This is a genomic window from Priestia sp. VA7 (assembly GCF_055710015.1).
This window is the reverse complement of the sequence record NZ_JBVQPN010000007.1, coordinates 18437-36927: the sequence shown is the minus strand read 5'-3', so window position 1 is coordinate 36927 and position 18491 is coordinate 18437. Positions and strand designations below refer to the sequence as shown.

General features: G+C 37.8%; 19 protein-coding genes and 2 riboswitches. Of the genes, 5 read left to right on the top strand and 14 right to left on the bottom strand.

Going from position 1 to position 18491, the window contains the following annotated elements:
• Nucleotides 1-186: 186 nt before the first annotated feature.
• The 5 genes from AC0C45_RS25000 to AC0C45_RS24980 all read right to left on the bottom strand — a co-directional run bounded on the left by AC0C45_RS25000 (nt 187) and on the right by AC0C45_RS24980 (nt 4741).
• Nucleotides 187-714, bottom strand: coding sequence for a GNAT family N-acetyltransferase (locus AC0C45_RS25000; protein WP_047931532.1), 528 nt, complete (start codon nt 712-714; stop codon nt 187-189).
• Nucleotides 715-785: 71 nt separating this feature from the next.
• The gene (nikA, locus tag AC0C45_RS24995) at nt 786-2327 is read right to left on the bottom strand and encodes a nickel ABC transporter substrate-binding protein (RefSeq protein WP_047931531.1); all 1542 of its coding nucleotides are present in this window, start codon (nt 2325-2327) and stop codon (nt 786-788) included.
• 143 nt (nt 2328-2470) lie between these two features.
• Nucleotides 2471-2660, bottom strand: a riboswitch (cobalamin riboswitch).
• Between the two features lie 2 nt (nt 2661-2662).
• The gene (gene ftsZ / locus AC0C45_RS24990) at nt 2663-3667 is read right to left on the bottom strand and encodes a cell division protein FtsZ (RefSeq protein ID WP_013055240.1); all 1005 of its coding nucleotides are present in this window, start codon (nt 3665-3667) and stop codon (nt 2663-2665) included.
• Between the two features lie 359 nt (nt 3668-4026).
• The gene (locus AC0C45_RS24985; protein WP_016762924.1) at nt 4027-4416 is read right to left on the bottom strand and encodes a tautomerase family protein; all 390 of its coding nucleotides are present in this window, start codon (nt 4414-4416) and stop codon (nt 4027-4029) included.
• Between the two features lie 166 nt (nt 4417-4582).
• Nucleotides 4583-4741, bottom strand: a complete 159-nt coding sequence (locus tag AC0C45_RS24980) for a hypothetical protein (RefSeq protein WP_013081614.1) — start codon at nt 4739-4741, stop codon at nt 4583-4585.
• A gap of 260 nt (nt 4742-5001) precedes the next feature.
• Between AC0C45_RS24980 and AC0C45_RS24975 the strand changes: the two genes are divergently transcribed.
• Nucleotides 5002-5955, top strand: coding sequence for a TRM11 family SAM-dependent methyltransferase (locus AC0C45_RS24975; RefSeq protein WP_047931529.1), 954 nt, complete (start codon nt 5002-5004; stop codon nt 5953-5955).
• 36 nt (nt 5956-5991) lie between these two features.
• Here AC0C45_RS24975 and rluF read toward each other — a convergent pair whose 3' ends face one another.
• Nucleotides 5992-6699: a 23S rRNA pseudouridine(2604) synthase RluF gene (rluF, locus tag AC0C45_RS24970; protein WP_025601719.1), complete on the bottom strand. Its 708-nt coding sequence runs from the start codon at nt 6697-6699 to the stop codon at nt 5992-5994.
• A 339-nt stretch (nt 6700-7038) separates the two neighbouring features.
• Between rluF and AC0C45_RS24965 the strand changes: the two genes are divergently transcribed.
• Nucleotides 7039-7377 carry an MFS transporter gene (locus tag AC0C45_RS24965; protein WP_051975641.1) on the top strand — a complete coding sequence of 113 codons (339 nt, stop codon included), beginning with the start codon at nt 7039-7041 and terminating at the stop codon, nt 7375-7377.
• A gap of 56 nt (nt 7378-7433) precedes the next feature.
• On the opposite strand, the gene AC0C45_RS24960 is transcribed toward AC0C45_RS24965, so the two are convergent.
• From AC0C45_RS24960 to AC0C45_RS24950, 3 genes are all read right to left on the bottom strand, one after another.
• Nucleotides 7434-7781, bottom strand: a complete 348-nt coding sequence (locus AC0C45_RS24960; RefSeq protein ID WP_472928944.1) for a hypothetical protein — start codon at nt 7779-7781, stop codon at nt 7434-7436.
• Between the two features lie 64 nt (nt 7782-7845).
• The gene (locus AC0C45_RS24955) at nt 7846-8295 is read right to left on the bottom strand and encodes a hypothetical protein (protein ID WP_034654597.1); all 450 of its coding nucleotides are present in this window, start codon (nt 8293-8295) and stop codon (nt 7846-7848) included.
• Between the two features lie 433 nt (nt 8296-8728).
• Nucleotides 8729-9217 carry a QueT transporter family protein gene (locus AC0C45_RS24950; RefSeq protein ID WP_013081607.1) on the bottom strand — a complete coding sequence of 163 codons (489 nt, stop codon included), beginning with the start codon at nt 9215-9217 and terminating at the stop codon, nt 8729-8731.
• A 9-nt stretch (nt 9218-9226) separates the two neighbouring features.
• Nucleotides 9227-9271: riboswitch (PreQ1 riboswitch) on the bottom strand.
• 196 nt (nt 9272-9467) lie between these two features.
• On the opposite strand from AC0C45_RS24950, the gene AC0C45_RS24945 reads away from it, so the two are divergent.
• The 3 genes from AC0C45_RS24945 to AC0C45_RS24935 all read left to right on the top strand — a co-directional run bounded on the left by AC0C45_RS24945 (nt 9468) and on the right by AC0C45_RS24935 (nt 11695).
• Nucleotides 9468-9878 (top strand): Lrp/AsnC family transcriptional regulator, encoded by a 411-nt coding sequence (locus AC0C45_RS24945; protein ID WP_016762919.1) that lies wholly within the window; start codon nt 9468-9470, stop codon nt 9876-9878.
• Between the two features lie 383 nt (nt 9879-10261).
• Entirely contained in the window at nt 10262-11128 is an 867-nt protein-coding gene (locus tag AC0C45_RS24940) for a YitT family protein (protein WP_047931527.1), read from the top strand.
• A gap of 348 nt (nt 11129-11476) precedes the next feature.
• The gene (locus AC0C45_RS24935; RefSeq protein ID WP_016762918.1) at nt 11477-11695 is read left to right on the top strand and encodes a hypothetical protein; all 219 of its coding nucleotides are present in this window, start codon (nt 11477-11479) and stop codon (nt 11693-11695) included.
• 256 nt (nt 11696-11951) lie between these two features.
• Here the strand turns inward: AC0C45_RS24935 and AC0C45_RS24930 are convergent, their stop codons facing one another.
• The 5 genes from AC0C45_RS24930 to AC0C45_RS24910 all read right to left on the bottom strand — a co-directional run bounded on the left by AC0C45_RS24930 (nt 11952) and on the right by AC0C45_RS24910 (nt 18446).
• Nucleotides 11952-12740: a 5-deoxy-glucuronate isomerase gene (locus tag AC0C45_RS24930; protein ID WP_016762917.1), complete on the bottom strand. Its 789-nt coding sequence runs from the start codon at nt 12738-12740 to the stop codon at nt 11952-11954.
• Between the two features lie 134 nt (nt 12741-12874).
• Complete coding sequence (locus AC0C45_RS24925; RefSeq protein ID WP_336439321.1) at nt 12875-13900, bottom strand: LacI family DNA-binding transcriptional regulator; 1026 nt, start codon at nt 13898-13900, stop codon at nt 12875-12877.
• Between the two features lie 60 nt (nt 13901-13960).
• Nucleotides 13961-14857 carry a myo-inosose-2 dehydratase gene (gene iolE, locus AC0C45_RS24920; RefSeq protein WP_034654606.1) on the bottom strand — a complete coding sequence of 299 codons (897 nt, stop codon included), beginning with the start codon at nt 14855-14857 and terminating at the stop codon, nt 13961-13963.
• Nucleotides 14858-14941: 84 nt separating this feature from the next.
• Complete coding sequence (gene iolD, locus AC0C45_RS24915) at nt 14942-16876, bottom strand: 3D-(3,5/4)-trihydroxycyclohexane-1,2-dione acylhydrolase (decyclizing) (RefSeq protein ID WP_047931523.1); 1935 nt, start codon at nt 16874-16876, stop codon at nt 14942-14944.
• Between the two features lie 112 nt (nt 16877-16988).
• Nucleotides 16989-18446 carry a CoA-acylating methylmalonate-semialdehyde dehydrogenase gene (locus AC0C45_RS24910; protein ID WP_047931522.1) on the bottom strand — a complete coding sequence of 486 codons (1458 nt, stop codon included), beginning with the start codon at nt 18444-18446 and terminating at the stop codon, nt 16989-16991.
• Nucleotides 18447-18491: the final 45 nt, after the last annotated feature.

Here is an 18491-nt window from a genome sequence, read left to right as displayed (position 1 = left end):
AAGCGATTTCATAGATATTTTTAAAAATATTTTGTTATTTGTTTTTCATAGAAAAAAACCACGTTTCAGCCAATTCGAAACGTGGTTTTTTTCTGTAAGGACTTGCCCTACAGGCTATAAATGGAAGTACGCTCATTATAGCATGAGCTCTTATCTAGATTCTATGGTAATTACTGTATAATATCGTTACATTACGACCGGTTGTATTTTTCTGTCCATGTGCAGCGTATTCCATGGCTCATCCTGTTCAGCAAGCCTTTCGATAAAATCTTGTGAAGTCCAGAATGGAATAGCCCCCGGTAAAAAAGGATGAGTATGCAGATACAACGTGTCATAAAAATGACTTTGAGCAAATTGTTCCACTGCTTTTAACAGCTGCTGTCCAATGCCTAGACGCCGGTATGCTGGATCGACATAGCATTTTACAATCTCGGCTGCAGTTTTATGTTCATATCGCTTTTTTAATGCATGAAACCTTCCATCGTAAGCGTATAAACCCATTGTTCCAATTACTTGTTGATTTTCCGTGACAGCTGCAAAAAAAGCAGCGCCTTTCGCTTGAACATAATATTCATTAAAATGAAGCAAATCCACAGGAAGCTGATTTTTTTCCATCATAGGAAATAGCTCATTCCGCATATTCATGACAAACTGAATCACTTCAGCATCCTTTTCTGTTACTTCTTTAATTTGATACATTTGTACTTCTTGCACGTTTACTGTCACATCCTTTTATCTATCATTGTATACTTTCTCTTTTTCCTATAGGAACAACACAATATTGACTATGGCGTTACGTCTAAATGCTGAGTGAGCATATAATACTCGCTTGGATTTGTGGTCCAGTTTTTCACTTTTTGATTATAAGCAACAACAATGTTTGGATGTACAATCGATGATGTCAGCATTTCCTCATTAATCAAAGCGGTTGCTTGCTTAGCTAACTGATCTCGCTTTGCGTCATCTATGGTTAAATTTAACTGCTGAATCATTTTTGTTAGCTTATCATTATCAATCCGGCTGGCATTTAAACCACCGCCCGGCAAATAGTTCGTACTTAAATAATAGCTTGCATCTCCTCTAGGTGCAGTGATAAGACTGTACAGTGCTAAATCCCAATCGTCTTTTGCCATTACATATTCATCGCTGTCCTCAACGAGATGAATCTTAATAGTAATTCCTAACTCTTTCGCATTAGACTGTATAAGCTGAGCAATCAAAGGAAGTTCCGGCAGAGAGCTGTATGTGACAAGAGAGAGGGATAATGGCTTTCCATTTTTGATTGTTTTGCCATTTTTAATTTGATAGCCTGCTTTCTCTAAATATTTTTTAGCAGATGGCATACCTCTTTGCTCATTAGCATTATTATCAGCAAAAGGAAATTGGGGTAAAAATGGACCTCGAGCGGCTGCCGCTTGATTGTTCATGATGCTGCTGACAATTTCTTTTCGGTTCAGTAAGGTATCGATAGCTTTTCTTACATTTTCGTCTTTTAATGCGTCATTGGTTTGATTATAAAGTAATAAATGTGTACGCACACTGGGTACTCCACTTACCTTAAAAGACGGATCTGTTTGTAAAGTGCCCAAACTTTCTAAAGGCGGGCGATAAATAATATCGGCTGTTCCGGACTGAAGAGCCGCAACTCGCGCATTAGCATCTTCGTTAAATGCAAAGATCGCATTTTTCAATTTTACTTTCCCATTCCAATAATGTTCATATCTTTCTAACTTCACTTGATTTCCTTGATCGAAAGTCAAAACTTGAAATGGACCTGTGCCAATAGGCTTCTTAGCTATATTAGAAACATCAATATCTATAATAGCTGTGTTTGGATGCACTAACTCAGAAGGAAATTTAGGCATTGGTTCTTTTAATGTAATTGTCAGCGCATGACCGTTCGCTTTCATTTCTTTAATATTTAAAGCGTTTTTCATCGCATAACTTTGATCTATCGTTCTTTGAAGAGAAGACTTAACGGCATTTGCATCTAGCGCTTTACCATTTTGAAACGTAATATTCTTTCTTATCGTAAATGTCCACGTAAGACCGTTATCTTCCGTTTTCCACTTTTCAGCAAGCCAGGGCTTTATTTTTAAATCATTGCTGATTTTAACAAGCGTCTCCCCTACTCCCGCACGAACTGCTGTATAATTATCATCCGTATGAGGATCAAGCGTTGCAGATGTAAAATTAAATAAAAACGTCACACTTTTATCCGTTTTCTTTCTTTCTTTTATACTTATGCTCTCTTCATTAGGAGCGCAAGCAGTGAGGCAAAGTAACACAAGAAATATCATAGATACGAATTTTTTATTATTTATCATTGCTTTTTCCACCTTCTATTTTAATACACAAAAAAGCACTTCTAAAAAGAAGTGCTTGTCTTCACAACAAATTCAGATAAACGTATTCCTTGTTTATCCTATTTTTGGTTCTGCCAAAACACCTCCCTATCCTCGTAGGTTATTGTGTGTTGCGATTTATGGCAGGTCTCCTGGCTTCAAGTCATTGCCTTATACCGCCTTCCCGTCTCTAAATAGACAGTGGCTTTTTGGCATAAGGCTCCTTGTTACAGTGGCGGGACCGCTCCGGATTTGCACCGGATTCCCTTTTAAGGCAATTGAAAAACAATTGCCACCATAAAAGCTGGTTATTTAATTTAGTAGCGTGCTCTTGAAACTCTAGAAGTAGAAGCTGATGGTGAAACATCTTCATCATCAAATCCAGTGGCAATAACGGTTACCATCATTTCGTCCTTTAAATCTTCATTAATCACGGATCCAAAAATCATATTTAAGTCCTGATCAGAAGCCGACGTGACAATATCTGCTGCTTCCTGTACTTCGTAAAGACTCAGGCTGCTGCCGCTTGTAATGTTCAACAGCACGCCTCTTGCTCCATCAATCGATGCGTCTAGCAGCGGACTAGAAATCGCTTTTTTCGCTGCTTCAATTGCCCGGTCTGATCCGGAAGCTCGTCCGATACCCATAAGCGCAAATCCTTGATTAGACATGATTGTTTTTACATCAGCAAAATCAAGGTTAATCAGCCCCGGAACAGCGATTAAATCTGAAATACCTTGAATACCTTGGCGAAGAACATTATCTGCTTCACGGAATGCTTCAAGCATAGGCGTCTTTTTATCGACAATTTCAAGCAAGCGGTCGTTTGGAATCACAATAAGGGTATCTACCGATTCATTCATCGCAGTAATACCGCCTACTGCTTGCTTCGTACGTTTATTTCCTTCAAACTTGAACGGGCGAGTGACTACTCCAATTGTTAAAGCATTTAGTTCACGGGCAATTTGGGCAATAACCGGAGCTGCTCCAGTACCGGTTCCTCCGCCCATGCCAGCTGTTACGAATACCATATCTGCGCCTTGCAGTACTTCTTGAATTTGTTCTCTGCTTTCTTCGGCTGCTTCTCTTCCCACTTCTGGATTAGCTCCTGCACCTAATCCTCGCGTTAAGGCCGCACCAATCTGCATTTTCACATCTGCTTTAGATAAGTTAAGCGCCTGAGCATCTGTATTAACGGCGATAAATTCTACCCCTTGTACACCATGTTCAATCATACGGTTAACGGTGTTATTTCCTCCACCGCCGACTCCAATTACTTTAATTCGCACTAATGGCGATACATCTGCATCAAATCCAAACATTCTAAGTTCCTCCTCAATGATCAAAATTACTTTCTCTTATTATCCGAAAAAACACGTGAAGAACCTTTTACTACTATATTTAAGGCGTAACTGTTCTTTTGTTTTACAGATTTTATACATTTCTCTTTTAACCTTTAAATCTTTACATCTTTATGTAAAATTATTGTTGTTCTGCAGTTAGTACGCCGAACTCTTTTTTGGTTTTTCTACTCAAAACGGCATATAAGCTTATTGTATCATTCATTTGACAGATGTCTGTATTTAATTTTGAGTAAGATGTGACTAAGAGAATAATATTTTTATAGACAAAATGAGAAAAAGCCCTTAGAAATAAGGGCTTCTCTAGATAATAAACCGTTTTATAATTTCCCAGTTAAGAATTGAGCTTCTCCCATGCCAAAGCTCCAGTCAGCATTACCGTTCTCAACAATTGAAATCATAATGTCGTTTGGCTGAATACCGCAGCTTTCTCCCAGCTCTTTTACAATTAATTTGTAAAGAGCTTGTTTTTGCTCTTCTGTTCGCTGTTTACTCGTTACACTTATAATAACCAAATCCTTGCTTCTCTCAAAGCCAAGACCTGTATCTTCAATAATCATTTCATGAGCAGGATGCTGATGTACAATTTGATAGCGGTCGCGTTCTGGGACGCCAAAGGCTTCTAGTATCGCTCGGTGAGTAGCGTCTAGTAATGCTTTTAACTCTTTTTCATCTCTTCCTTCTATTACATCAAATCTAAGTAATGGCATACTAAGTAACCTCCAGCTTTTTGTCTAATATATTATTGCTTTATCATATCACAACTATCATTTGTAAAAAAAGATATGCTATTCCAAATGTGCTCTCTAGTGAAAGAGCGCTCAAACTCTTCACTAAAAGCTGAACCGAATAAAAAGAAATGAGCAGCATAACGGCTCATTTCATTAGTACAAAAATATTTATAATAAGAGCTAAAATACATACAGATACAATGGCAATGAGTACGTTCATCACAAGGTTTTGCGAGGATGTTTTAGCTTGTTTTTTCATATCAGCCCGACTCATCTGTTGCTTTTCATGATCACTTTTAGACATCACGTAGCCTCTCCTATTCATCAAAATGTCAGCAGTGTGTAAATGATTTTTGAGAAACCTTGATCCAGTTTTTTTGTATAAACAGCAGCACATGCAGGTTATCACCAGTTATTTTAGCATGTTTTGTCAAATAAGTGGACTATGTAGCGCTTCAATTTAGTATTCACGGCCAAATATATTTAAATTCGTTGCTTTTCTCTTCTTTTCTCGCTATTGTTTGAGAAGAAGGATAATTAGATACGATAAAGGATGATACGATATTGAATAACCATACGCAGCTGCCTCAGTATATCTACACATACGCATGCAGCGAAGAGGAACTCTCACTATGTCAATTAGAGAGACGCTCTCTTTTTGAAATTGAAACTGAGAAACCTATCATAAAAAGTGCCGTTAAACTTGATCCAAGCAGAAGCCCTTTTATCAAAGAGCGATTAGATATTATGTATGAATCAGATGACCTTGCGGATATTTGCAAACAAGTAGAAGATATTGACCTTGGAGATCAAACATTCAAACTCATTTTTATGAAAATTAATGACTTGGAAAAAGATCAAAAAATAAGTTATAAAGGTCAGCGTGCTGTTGAACGTGATGTGGGTTGGCATTTTGTAGCAGAAGCAGACTTGCATAACCCTGACCATTTGTTTGGCATTGTTCCATTTGAAGGACGCTGGTATTTTGGAAAATATCAAAAAAGTGAAGCTGTATGGCTGCATCATTTGAAGAAACCGCGTGAATACTCTACGGCACTCAGTACCCGCCTTGCAAGAGCTGTAGCTAACATTGCCGTTCCAAATCCTGAAGGAATCAAAGCGATTGATCCATGCTGTGGTATTGGTACAGTTCTGGTAGAAGCTCTTTCAATGGGCATTGATATTGTAGGACGGGATATCAATCCACTTGTGACCGACGGATCTCGTGAAAATATTGCGTATTTCGGCTTAAGCGGTGATGTCAAAACGGGACCGATTTCGGATGTTACAACTCACTATGATGTAGCTATCATCGACATGCCTTACAATCTCTACACCCATGCGACGCCTGAAGATCAGCTTTCTATTTTGAAACACGCTCGCCGCTTTGCGGATAAAGTAGTCGTGATTACAGTAGATACGATTGACCATATGATTCATGAAGCTGGCTTTTCTATTTCAGATCGCTGCGTAGCGCGCAAAAGCGTATTTTCTAGACAAGTAGTCGTATGCGAATAAAAAAGACACCAGTCTAACAGGCTGGTGTCTTTTGATTTACCACTCTTTAGGTTCATAGTCTAATTCTTTGAATAGCTGCGTACGCTCTTTTTTCGTTAAATCTCTCCATTGCCCAACAGGTAAGTTATTTAAATGGATATTCATAATACGAGTGCGCTGAAGGCGGTACACTTCATATCCGAGCACTTCACACATACGGCGAATTTGACGATTTAAACCCTGTGTTAAAATAATTTGAAACTCATACTTAGACAGCTGTGTCACTTCACAAGGAAGCGTTTTTGTGCCTAAAATTTTCACTCCCTCAGACATGTTTTTGATAAACTCTGGTGTAATTGGCTTATCTACTGCAACAATATATTCTTTTTCATGCTTGTTTTCTGCACGTAAAATTTCATTAATAATATCGCCGTCATTTGTAAGTAAAATTAAGCCGTCTGAATCCTTATCAAGTCGTCCAACGTGGTGAATACGCAAAGGGTGATTGACTAAATCAATGATGTTTCCCTTTACTTTTTTTTCACTCGTACTTGTAATGCCGACTGGTTTATTAAGCGCAATATATACATTATTTCGAGCAATCCGAAGCTGTTGGCCGCTTACTCGAATATCATCGCCAGGCTTAACTTGATCTCCGACTTTTGCAACCTTTCCATTAACGGTTACTCTTCCTTCACTAATTAACTTATCTGCCCCTCGTCTTGACGCTTTGCCAGATTCGCTAATAAATTTATTCAGTCTCAGGTGAATCACAACCTTACATTTAAAAATTTTAAAATTTGTCTCTTCTATTCGAAACAGATATGTGTCAATTTCTATACCGTCCCTATCGTAACATGCTATACGCTTCTCGTCTTCTTTTAATTTCATTACTGGATCATATTTTTTTAACAGTAATAGAAGTATAGATCCAAAATACTTTGTAATCTTATTCTTAACATTTCAAGCAATGCTTACACCTGTCAAACTAACGTCAATCTCCACTCCTATACAAGACCTAAACGTCTAGATTGACTGATCCGTATAGGGTTGCTACCATTATACTGACCGATCAATTAGTAATTATATCAGGGAGCTGTTTTCATGGAATCAACCAATGGCGTAGGTTTAAACATCGGTCCCGTGATGACGCTTGCTTTAAATCAAGTGCCAAAACCGCTTCATGCTCACGGTTCAGCCATTTCAAATACGATTAACCAAGTTTCAGGCGCGATTGGACCCGCTTTGTATACAAGTATTATGACCATGGCTTCTCAGCACTTTATTCAACAATCAAATGAAACGAATAAAACGCTGTTACAAATAAAAAGTATGACAAGCGGGGTACATACCGTCTATTATGTAGCCATCGCTTTCGCCGTCGTTTCGTTCCTGCTCGCTCTTACGTTAAAGAAAAAAGACCAGCAGCTGGAGACGCAATAAATAAGAAACTAACAAGAGCTGCTCATGATTTGAGCAGCTCTTGTTACATGCAGAATTTATATTATAAATGTAAGAGCAATCATAGATACTATTAAAACAAGGATAACAATACTATTCTTTCTTTTTACCTTCCATGCTTCAATAGCGCCAACAATACCACCCATTGCTAAAATAAAAGCACCTATAACCTGGAGAGGCAGCAGAGATAACAACCTCCCTAAACTCGCTATCACTCCTCCGGTCAATATAAAACCTGTTGTTACAATAGATTTTAAAGATATTAAGTCTCGTATCGCTTTATTTTTTTCAGTTTTACTCAGTTTAAAGTACTCTACTATACTAAAAACAGCGGGTGTTCCCCATAAAATAAAGAAGCTAATCAATCTACCCGTGTCTACACTCACTGTTCATTCACCGCCTTTATCAATCCCTTACGCTCAGTTCCACCATTTAACAAATAGTTATATATTATTCTTGCTTCAAGGATCCTCCAAAAGAAAATTGATGGTAATCATCAAGCTTATTCCAATACCCTATGCACTTTACGTCAGGCTCATCAATACCTAACGCTTCTTTATTAGTTCCTTTGTAAGGAAGAAATGCCGTTAACTTCACCTTTTGTTTTGGCTTGATATTTAATTTATTTCCTTCTGCTAACACCTTAAATTTATTATCAGAATAACCGTTTTTCATTTTTAAAGGATAGGATAAAAATACATTATTTTGTTTGATGGTCAAATCGCTCTTGTTTACTAATTCCATTTCATATGAAATTCCTTGCTTCATTTTTTGTTCTTTGATTACGTTAATACTTATCTTTTCTAGTTCTCTTAAAGGAACGTTGTCTTCTTCTTTTGAACACCCGGCAAATAAGATGGCTAAAGCTAATAAAACAAGAATTCCTAACTTTCTATTCAAAAAACAATCCCCTCTCTAGTAACAAAGGTTATTTTACAATTATAACCCAAAAAGTTATTTAATGGTAAAATATAATTAAAAAAGCAAACCGTCATCGGTCTGCTTTTTTAATTGCTACGCATAGGTAATGTGTTGTTGTGCGAAAAACTTTTCGATAAGGAGTTTGCCAACTATATGTATATCGTAACAAAAGAAAAAAGAATGCGCTGTGAGATTTGTCACTCCTTCTTTCAAAATAATCTAACCGAATACTTCCTATTGCCTTACGCAAAAAGAGCAGATCGCAAACGCGACCTGCTCTTTTCACATGCTAGATATGGGTAATTTGTCCATGCGTGAAAAGCTCTTCAATAATAAGGGGTTTATCACTACACTTATAGAATAACAAAGAAAAAAAGATGGGGCTGTGAGATTTATCACAGCCCCATCTTTTTTATCCAACTAGCTTATTAAATTGTACACGTTTATTAATTGCAGCCATAATTGGTGCTCCAACAAGCATGACAATGAACTCACCAACAGCCGTTGTTAACCATGTAAAGAAAAATGGTAAATCAAATGCTAAGTGCAGTTCAAACGCAATAATAAACATCGTGAACGTAAATACAAGTGTATTAACAAGCATACGAGCCCACATATTTTTAATGTAGCGCATAGAAAAAATGGTAATGAGTAATGATAGCACGGATTGTCCTACCCCAAACACCAGATCATAAGCGACCATTGGTGAAAAAAACAAATTCGTCAGAAATACTCCTAGCACAATGCCATACACGTACTTTTTATTAAACACAATTAAGTGATTGAACATTTCCGATATACGAAATTGGATATTGGTGAAGCCAAACGGCTGGATTAACATACTGACAGCAATATACATAGCAGCTAAAAGACCGTTAACGCAAAGTGTTCTTATATTCATCTTACTATTCTCTCCTTAGTTTTTTAACGTGGGATGGTTACGAACCACGTAAACACTCAAAGAATCATACAGCAAGCTTAAGCTTTCGTCAATCTAGCTGTTTACAAACTACTGCCGGTTTCTATATCTTACATATTGACGGCTCTTTTTTCTTACTTTTCTTTAGTATAAAATAGAAGACGTATCAGTATACATAGGTGACATCAAGTAGTTAACCCTTTTGATTTGAAATACGAAAGGATTTGTAGCGATGTTAGATAATACAGATAAACGCATACTAGAAGAGCTATCAAAAAATGGACGTATAAAGATGAAAGAATTAGGAGAAAAAGTGCATTTAACCGGACAAGCCGCTTCTGCTAGAGTATTAAAGTTAGAAGATGAAGGCATTATCAAAGGCTATACAATTAACATTGATGAACGAAAACTCGGCTACATCATCCATGCATTTTTAAATATCTATACGCAGAGCATTCATCACCACCCCTACCTTACATTTTTAGAAAGTCAGCAGGAGCACGTTATCAACAACTTTAAAATCAGCGGCGATGGCTGCTACTTATTAGAATGCAAATTTCATTCAAATGAAGAACTAAATGATTTTTTGACAGAGCTAAATCAGCATGTGAATTACAAACTTTCAATCGTCATTAACAAATAAATTTTTTTGAAAAATTAAGGTATATTAATTTATGAAAATGGTAATCCTAATAACGTATTCCCCCTATTCCAATAAATTTGAAAATCCTTTGCACCATCGCAAAGGATTCTTTTTTTTATGTAGGAAACCGCCTTCTATTTTTTGAAAAGTTGAACATCTCTCACAGCGTTGACATAGCGGTCAGAGGTTTATATAATCGGTGACATCGAAGCATAGAAAAGCCGGATTAAGACCTATACACGTATCGTAATTCTTCGTCTTAGAAGTTGATCAGTTTTATAACTAGACAATTTCTAAGACGTTTTTTATTTTATCATTTATGAAACACTAGTAAAAACAAGATTCCACATGAAAATATCCTAATAATCAAGGAGGTTTGCATATTGAAAACAATCTATAAAGACATTATCTTAATTATTATTGGCGCACTTTTAGTTGCTGCATCCATTGATTTTTTCGTCATTCCAAATAAATTAGGTGACGGAAGTACGGTTGGTATTGCCCTTGTTTTATATTATTTATTTCATATCCCTACAAGTATCAGCACATTTCTTGTAAACCTTATATTTATTGCCTTAGCCTATAAATTTCTAACCAAAAAAACGATTCTTTATACGATTCTAGGAGCTGTCATGACATCCGTTTTCCTCGGTCTAGTCAGCTATATTCCTTTTCACGTTCATGACATGATTTTAGGAATTGTATTCGGCGCCTTACTAATGGGAACAGGACTGGCTCTCATTTTTATAGCGGATGGATCGACTGGTGGAACAACTCTTTTGGCTTATTTATTAAACTACACAAAAGGCTATAATATCTCTAAAAGCATGTTCTACATGGACAGTGTAATTATTTTAGCATCGGTTTTCGCTATTGGCGTCAATAACATGCTCTATACTTTTATATTCGTCTATCTTTGTGCCAAAATCGTAGATGTCGTTATCGAAGGTTTCCACAACAAAAAAGCAATGACGATTATGTCCGATCAATACAAAGACATAGCGCAAGTCATCACCAGTGAATTTGGAAATGCAGCCACCATCTTTTACGGATACGGCTACTACGCCAACAAAGATAAACGTATTATTTACGTTGTTATTAAAAAGAACGAGCTATTAAAAATTAAAAAGAAAATCCAGCAAATTGACCCGAATTCTTTTATTGTCATCCACGAAGTAAAAGAAGTTGTCGGCGGGAAATTTGGATTTATCGGCAATTCGCCTCATGAAACAAAAGCCGCTGCTAAATAAAAAATCCACCTCTTGGTGGATTTTTTTATGAAAAAACCGTTAAGAAAAATGAAAAGATACCTGCTAAAAAGTAAACCGACCCTAACGCAATTGCTCCTGTAACGACCGTAAATACACTTAATCCGATAACCACCTTCATTTTCATCCACATCCCTTTTTAGATTAGTAGTATAAGTATGTCCAAGAATAGAAGATTTATAACTATGCCATCCTATTTATTTCATATATCGATGCAACAATTGTCTATTCAATGTGTTCTAAAACCACCCCTGGCGACATAATGTATAGGAAGGATTTCATATACACATCTTTGTATCACACATATCATATGAAATTAGGTGAGATAAAATGGTGGCTGTCCACTTTTTTGAAAACAGAAAGCTTCTATTAAGCCAGCTGAGGGAAAACATTCCTTCTAAAGGCGATGATTTAAAGATTAAAGGACGAAAAGGAACTGTCGTGCTTGTGAATGACATCGATGAAAAAAATGTTCACGTGGAAGTTGCTTTAGAAAAAGTAGTGAAAAAGAACTTAGCATTAGATAACGCTAAAAAGAAAAGGAGATAAGCGGCTTACGCTTATCTCCTTTTCTTTTTAATTTATATACGAATCGTCTGTATCTTTTGCTTCAGTTTCCCCAAAAAAAGAGACTCCTAAAAAGGAATCTGCAGCAAAGAGCGATATCATCGCCTGAATATTAATACAAACTATATTTTAACATATAAAAACATATTTTACAAAAATAAACTATTATTTTACGCATAATTATTTTTTATTCGAGGTTTTTCAACATCAGCAACCCATTTCGTATAGAGATCTTTATTTATTTTTCAGGCCAAATTTTTGCATCTGGCTCTAATAACCACTTATGCTCTTCTTCCATAATACGGTCTGTCCACGGATTATTGTCGAGATGGCGAATCATCCAGCAGAAGTACATCGCATAGCCGGGAGCCGTTGCTTGAGGATGATCCAATTCACCAGGAATTGTAATAAAACTATTATCAACTACACGATACGCATCTTCTCCAACCATTGCGCAGCCAAATCCTTGTGGCTTGTCAAAACGATAGTAATACACTTCGGGCTGGTCATGATGATGAGGCGGATAACTCGACCATCTTCCTGGATAAGAAATAACTTCTCCAATAACAAGGTTAGAGTAAGGAGCGCTATTGTAGTCAAAAATTGTTCGGATTACACGCTGAGCAGTACCTTCCCATACTCCTTCACCAGCCACTGTGTTTTGACAATCTTCGGGGGTATATAATTTTGATGAAAACTTTTTTTCATTATCCGTTTTTTGAACTAGTACTTCACTATCGGCAAGCCCGGTAATTTTGACCTCCACATTTTTTGAAACGTGCAAACACCAAGGCTCTTCTTCAAATAGGGACTGGCGCTGAATTTCTTTCGAATGGCCTTCCCACTCTAGCTTTACCTTTCCTTCTAGTAAAAGAATAGCCGTTTCACTACTGCTGTCTAGTAAAGTTTCCTCTTTTCCTTGAAACATTTTATAAATCCCAATATCCATCAGCATATCTTTGTGCTGACCGGTCATTTCTGTAAGTACGTTGTATCCTTTATTTAATTCACCTAATTTACCTAACATGCTTGAATTCCTCCTTTATGTAGTAGCGCAATAAGAATTTACTAATTGCTCATTTTTTCTTCATAGACTCTCTAAATTCTTTTGAATATGTGACTATGAGGATTTTTTATTAACGGCAATATTCTTGATTGTGTTCAATTATTTGTAGATGCTGTGGCGCCCCTTTTTAACGGAGCCGTTGATTTACGAATAATCAATTTTGGCTCAAGAAGCAAATGTTCTTTATGAATCGCTGGATATTTCATTTCTCTAACCAGCAAATCCACTACGTTTACAGCCATTTCTTTTGTCGGCTGTGCTACCGTTGTCAACATGGGCGTGATGGTAGTAGAAAGAACCGTATTATCAAAGCCAATCACTGATAAGTCTCGCGGCACATCAATTTTGAATTCTTTTGCAGCTTGCATAACGCCGATAGCCAATAAATCGTTACAAGCAAAAATAGCCGTCACTTTTTCCTTCATTGAAAAAATTTGCTTAGCACTTTCATATCCTTTTTGAATACTGGCTTCGGTCGTAATAACGTGCTGAGGCGGCACGATGATTCCATTTTCTTGCATAGCGTCTTGAAAAGCATCTAAACGGGCGTAATTACTTTTTGCATTTTCTGTAATAATCGCAATTTTTTTATGATGCAAAGACAATAAATAATCAGCCGCTAAATAGCTCCCTTTGTAATCATCCACTGTCACTGTATTAACGGATATGTGAGGAATTTCTGAAGCAATAACGCTAATCGGTATATCTTGCTTAAGCATATTTTTTAAAAGATTAGCATTGCGAAAAGCAGAAGCTACAATTAAACCGTCGATTCTCTGACGTATTAACAGCGACAGATATTTTTTCTCTTTTTCCGCATCGTTATCGGTATTGCACATTACAACATGGAAACCTCGCTCATGACTTCGGTCTTCTATGCTTCTTGCCAAATCGGCAAAAAAAGGGTTGGAGATGTCAGGTACGAGAAGCCCAATCGTTTTAGTGGGTTTTCCTGTTAAAGCAGATGCTACGACGCTTGGATGGTAATTCAACTGCGCCATAACCTCAATTACTTTTTGTCTTGTTCTTTCACTAATATGACCGGTTTGATTGATGACTTTTGATACGGTAGAAATTGATACACCTGCTTCTTCAGCCACACTATAAATGGTTGGCTTCATTTCCTCTCCTCCTTTCCTTTCATAAATACATAAAAGGCGTAAAATCTTTTGCAATGGAAATTAAAGACCGCTTTTTTCTTTAATAAAGTTTCTTGCTTTTAACGCATATTCAAAAGGATTAGCAAGGGCTGGATCCTGTTCTGCTTCTACGACAAACCATCCGTTATAATCCGAAGTGGCAAGCGTAGTAAATACTTCATCAAATTCAATAGCTCCGTCACCTGGAACAGTAAAGGCTCCTTCTTTTACCGCTTGCAAGAAGCTTAAGTCCTGTTCTTTGACTCGATCAACTACTTCTTGACGAATATCCTTTAAATGAACATGCTTAATACGGTGCAGATATTTTTTTAGGATATAAAGAGGTTCTTCTCCTGAAAAGACAAGATGACCGGTATCAAATAGCAGCGAAACAAGCTCCGGATTGGTAAGCTCCATTAGCTGCTCAATTTCTTCTGTTGTTTGTACACCTGTTCCCATATGGTGATGATAGACAATATGCATATCTTTTTCTTGTGCCAGTTTCCCAAGATGGTGCAGGCCTTCTGCAAGTCTGCTCCACTCTGTTGGCGTGAACACAGGCTTTTCTTTAAATAAAGGAACATCCATCAGCCCTTGAATGCTGTGCCCTTGTTCAGACACAACAATTACTTTTGCTCCCATTTCGTATAAAAAATCGCGATGTTCAATAAATGGCGTTACCGTTTCTTCCAGCGGCTTTGTTGTTAAAAATGTACTAAACCAGGCGCTTGCAATTTCCAAATTCCGAAGCGATAATGCCTTTTTTAAGATTGAAACATTTCGCGGATATTTGTTTCCAACCTCACTTCCTCTAAAACCGGTTAAAGCCATCTCACTGATACACTGTTCGAATGTATTTTCAGCTCCCAGTTCAGGCATATCATCATTTGTCCAAGCAATTGGAGCAATCCCCAGTTTGACCGTATTTTCCTTGAACATCTCTTCCTCTCCCTTATATGAAATTAAAACCTCTTTTATATTTATCGAATGTTTCTCTTCAACAACCTCATTTTCTCCTGCTCCTTAATAAACTCTTGCCATTTCAAGGTTTTTCACCTTATCTTCATAAGCTTCCTGTACATGCTGATTTTTAGATACCTCTGCTACTCCTACATGCCACCATGATTCATAACCGTTCGTCATAGTTTTTGGCAGCACTTTAATATCAATTAGCGTAGAAATCTCTTGTTTTTGTGCATCTTCTATCGCCGTTTTTAATTCTTCAAGAGAACTCACGCGATACGTTTTTACACCGTAGCCTGCGGCGCTGGCTGCAAAATCAATTTTCATCACGTTTCCGTTTAGTTTTCCTGTTTCATCGTTTCGATAACGAAACTCTGTTCCAAAGCTCCCCATACCATTTGACATTTGCAGGTTATTAATGCACCCGAAGCCCGAGTTATCAAACAGTAAAATGTTTATTTTTTTTCTTTCTTGAAGGCTTGTAATAAGCTCTGAATGAAGCATTTGATAGCTTCCATCTCCAACCATCGCATACACTTCTTTAGCTGGTTCTGCCAGCTTAACTCCAAGTGCGCCTGATACTTCATATCCCATACATGAATATCCATATTCCATATGATAGGTATTAGGTTTAGTAGACTTCCACATTCTCTGTAAATCGCCTGGAAGACTTCCTGCTGCACCAATAATGACGGAGTTGTCATCAAGGAGCTTATTTACCTCTCCAATTACTTCGGTTTGCGTTAATTGAGTACCAAGTGATTCTACATATTCAGCTAAGCTTTCATCTAAATGACCTTGTATTTCTGGAACAAAATCTGCACCAGTAAAACGTATGCTATGCAGACGCTCTAATTCTGTTTCCCATGCGTCTTTAGCATTTGCAATTTCTGTTGTATAACCAGACTGATAGCCAATTGATTTTAGCTCTTTCATAAGAGCAAGCAACCCTTCTTTTGCATCAGCTACAAGTTTCACAGCATCAAGTTTATTTGCATGAAATTCAGACGTGTTAATGGTAAGAAATTGCACGTTGGGATGTTGAAAAAGCTGTTTAGATGCTGTTGTAAAATCAGTAAATCGTGTGCCTACTCCAATTACTAAATCTGCTTCTTTAGCGATTGTATTAGCAGCTGAGTTCCCTGTTACACCTATTCCGCCCAGATTATAGCGATAGTCACTTTCAACGGCACTTTTCCCTGCTTGAGTTTCTCCAAATGGAATATGGAACTCACTAGCAAATTGTTTTAACTCTTTTGCAGCTTCTGAATACCGAACGCCTCCTCCACAAATGATGATTGGCTTTTTCTTTGTTTTCATTAATTGAATTGCATCTGCTAGACTGTCCCTAGTCGGAAGGCGGCGCTCAATGCGGTGAACGCGCTTTTGGAAGAAATAAGCTGGAAAATCCCATGCTTCTCCCTGCACATCTTGAGGCAAACAAATAGTTACAGCTCCCGTATCTGCTGGATTCGTTAATACACGTATCGCATTAATCATAGCTGTCATCAATTGTTCAGGGCGGCTTACGCGATCCCAGTACTTACTCACTGGTCGAAAAGCATCGTTTGTAGAAATAGATAAATCATATGACTGTTCAATTTGCTGCAAAACGGGATCTGGCTGTCTAGTTGCAAATACATCACCAGGAAGCAGCAAAACTGGAATATTATTAGCTGAAGCAGTGGCTGCCGTTGTAACCATATTTGCTGAACCTGGCCCCACTGAAGATGTGCAAGCCATAATCTGCTTTCGATGTTTTTGTTTTGCAAAAGCCATCGCTGCATTGGCCATTCCTTGTTCATTACGTCCTTGATATACATCTAGATGTCCTGGGTCTTCTTCCAAAGCTTGCCCAAGACCTACCACATTTCCGTGCCCGAAAATTGTAAAAATCCCTTTGATAAACTGATGCTGCTTTCCATCAAATTCAACATACTGCTGATTTAAAAACTTCACTAATGCTTGTGCCGTCGTCATTCTAACTGTTTCCATGCTTCTTTCTCCCTTCTAGTACTAGATTGCGATTTTAAAAAAGGAAGCATAAGGAATATCTTTAATTCCTGATACTTCCTTTTTAAATGAGATGCGATTTTTAATGAATCACTTACCAGCGCGTTGTTACCATTTTCTTTCTTGTATAAAACTCCACGCCGTCCGTACCATTTGCATGAAGATCACCATAAAAAGAGTCTTTCCAGCCAGAGAATGGGAAGAATGCCATAGGTGCCGGCACCCCTACATTTACTCCTAACATACCAGATTCAATATTTTCACGGAACTCACGTACACTTGCGCCGCTATCTGTATAAATACAAGCACCGTTTGCAAATCGAGAGTTATTAGCTACTTCAATAGCTTCTTCTAATGTTTTCACACGTACAATGGACAGCACAGGTGCAAAAATTTCATCTTGCCAAATTTTCATTTCTTGCGTAACATGATCAAAAATCGTTGGTCCTACAAAGTAGCCATTGCCATTTACTGCTGCATCAGTACGACCGTCACGAATTAGCTCTGCTCCTTCTTGCACGCCTGATTCAATATAGCTGAGCGTACGCTCTTTATGATTTTCACGAATAACTGGTCCTAAGAAGACGTTTTCTTCTAAGCCGTCGCCAATTACAATATCATTTGCTTCCTCTACTAATCTTTCAATTAGCTGATCCGCAATTTCTTCTTGTACAGTAACAACAGATGCTGCCATACAACGTTCACCTGCTGAACCAAAAGCGGCTCCGATAATTTGTTTTGTTGCTACGTTCAAATCTGCATCCTTTAATACAATTGAATGGTTTTTAGCACCGGCTAAAGCTTGAACACGCTTTAAGTTTTCCGTACCTTTTTTGTACACGTACTCAGCTACAGGCTGGGAACCTACAAACGAAATAGCTTTCACTAACTTATGTTCAAGAAGACCGTTTACCACATCATGCGCGCCGTTTACAATGTTTAGCACGCCTTTTGGCAAACCAGCTTCTTCAAACAGCTCAGCTAACCTTGCAGCTAAAAGCGGTGTACGCTCGGACGGCTTTAACACAAATGTATTGCCGCAAGCAATCGCAAGCGGGAACATCCAGCAAGGAACCATCATTGGAAAATTGAACGGTGTAATTCCCCCAATTACACCAATTGGATAGCGGTACATGCCAGACTCAATGTCTGTTGCGATGTCAGGAAGCTGTTTACCCATCATTAACGTAGGAGCACCCGCCGCAAACTCTACGCATTCAATTCCGCGCTGCACTTCACCTCGCGCTTCATTAAAGCTTTTTCCGTTTTCAACTGTCACTAACTTTGCTAATTCATCCCAGTTATCTACCAATAGCTGCTGATACTTGAATAAAATCCGTGCACGTTTAGGCACGGCTGTTTTTGCCCACCCTTTGAACGCTTCATTTGCTGCTTGCACCGCTTGATCTACGTCTTCTTTTGTAGAAAGAGGTACCTGGGCGATTAATTCACCTGTCGCTGGGTTATACACAGGTTCCGTTTTTGATGTAGCTGATTCAATCCATTGTCCACCAATATAGTTTTTTACTGTTTTTACTGCTGTCTGTGTCATAGAATATCTCTCCCTTTACCTCATTTTAATAAGCTGCTATTTCTT